This is a genomic window from Phaeobacter sp. QD34_24, from assembly GCF_028890115.1.
GTDB lineage: Bacteria > Pseudomonadota > Alphaproteobacteria > Rhodobacterales > Rhodobacteraceae > Phycobacter.
Genome location: NZ_JARCJD010000051.1, coordinates 1 through 2,099, shown reverse-complemented (window position 1 = coordinate 2,099; position 2,099 = coordinate 1). Strand labels below are relative to the sequence as shown.

The following is a 2,099-nucleotide window of genomic DNA, read 5'->3' as shown; positions in this document are numbered from 1 at the left end:
CCAAGCGAGGCATTCAGAGAAGAGATGATGAAGCTAAGATAGAGAAAAACGTCGCAACGACCCTTGAACCATCACGCAAAGCAGTAATGTCACCCATCAGCAAAGCAGAAGTGTCACTCTCCTTGCATACGGTAGCGAGGATGAGTGGACATGGGATGGGTGATGATGAGTGAGCGCGATTTGAACCGCGTTGAGGTTTTGGCGCAGGTCGATGATGGTCGACTGACGGTAGACAATGCGGCGAACCTGTTGAATCTGACACGACGGCAAGTGTTCCGGCTTCTCAAGCGATACCGCCAGGACGGCGCCTCAGCCATCCGGCATAAGGCGCGCGGCAAGCCTCCAAATAATCGTATCCATCATGCAAAGCGCGATTATGCTCTGAGCCTGGTTAAAGAGAATTACCCGGATTTCGGCCCAACACTGGCAGCTGAGAAGCTGGCTGAGCATCACGGGTTCACAGTGTCTCGTGAGACCTTGCGCAAATGGATGATCGAAGACGGGATCTGGCTCTCGCGGAAACAGCGCCGGACATTCCATCAACCTCGCTTACGGCGCGAACGCTATGGTGAGTTGATCCAGATTGATGGCTCCAATCACCGCTGGTTTGAGGATCGAGGTGATCCCTGCACCCTGCTCGTCTTCATCGATGATGCCACCAGCACCTTGATGGAGCTGCGGTTTGTGAAGTCCGAGAGCACGTTCAGCTATTTCGAGGCATTGGACAGCTATTTGCTTCAGCATGGGCGCCCGGTGGCCTTTTACAGCGACAAGCATTCGGTATTCCGAGTCGCCAAAGAAGACGCCAGGAATGGAGCAGGCATGACGCAGTTCGGGCGTGCGTTGAATGAGCTGAACATCGAGATCCTGTGCGCCAACAGCTCTCAAGCCAAAGGCCGCGTAGAACGGGCCAATCGGACGCTTCAGGACCGGCTTGTCAAAGAGTTGAGGTTGGCAGGCGTTTCGGACATGGAAGCCGGAAACGCCTTTCTTGAAGGCTTCAAGAGCCGCTTTAACGTCAAATTTGCCAAGGCCCCGGCCAAACCGGACAACCTGCACCGGGTGTTGAATGTGGAGCCGGATCAGCTGGCAGAAGTGTTGTGCTGGCGTGAGAACCGCTATGTCGGCAAGCAGCTGACATTTTCCTATGACCGCAAGCGGATCATGCTCGAAGAGAACGAACTGTCACGCGCTCTGGTCGGCAAATATGTGGACACCTATGTCTTTGTGGATGGGCGGTTCGAGGTGCGCTGGAAAGGCCAAGCCCTGCCCTACAGGATTTTTGATATGGACCAGCGCGTCACCCATGCAGCCGTCACCGAGAACAAGCGGCTCGGTGCGGTTCTGGCCTATGTCAAAGAGATGCAGGACGCCGCACCGCCTAAGCCGAAGGTGCGGACAAACTCAGAGAAGATGGGCTACAAGCCGAACGGGCGTCGGCCAGGCAGACCGCCAGGATCGCGGGCCAAGAAGAAGATTGCGCACGCGGCAGAATAGAACAAAGATCGGGTCGGTTATGCGGACGGCTTCCATTATACCCGCCTTTTTGGCGCTCGTCTGTTTGGGTTTGATTGGCCTGAACCTTTACGACTTCTGGTACCGACCGGAACTGCCATGGCGCGAAGGCAACCTGCGCAGCGTACTCACAACATGCATGTTCGGTGCTTTAGTTTTTGCAGCAGCATCTATGGCCTTTTTCAAGCTTTCAAAAGCATCCAACTAACACCCACAAGGCTTTTCAGCCCTGCGATATTTGAGGTCTCCGGGCTGCAAAGCCTTGCTTCCGTCGCTCCCTGTGGTGACCTTTCTGCTTTGCAAACTCGGTGACATTCCTGAATGGGATTTACAATTTTGCACGCGGGGGCGCATTCTAAACTGGCTTGCGCCAAATCCCCTCTCTTGCGCGAAAGCAAGCAGAATAAAAGATGGCACCAGCAAAGCTTTCTGGGCATGCACGGCTTGCCATTCATACATATCCACCTTTTATTGCGTGGCCCATGAGATCTTTACACTCTGCCCCTGAAACACGGCCCGGAAGGAGCTATTGATGCATATTGCTGTTGCCGGGCTTGGATATGTCGGCTTGTCCAACGCCGTAT

At 54.5% G+C, this 2,099-nt stretch carries 1 protein-coding gene; it reads left to right on the top strand.

The genetic code is table 11. The features are described 5' to 3' along the window. The first annotated feature begins 150 nt into the window (after positions 1 to 150). Positions 151 to 1,497 carry an ISNCY family transposase gene (locus tag PXK07_RS18555; protein WP_274849788.1) on the top strand — a complete coding sequence of 449 codons (1,347 nt, stop codon included), beginning with the start codon at positions 151 to 153 and terminating at the stop codon, positions 1,495 to 1,497. The last annotated feature ends 602 nt before the right edge of the window (positions 1,498 to 2,099 follow it).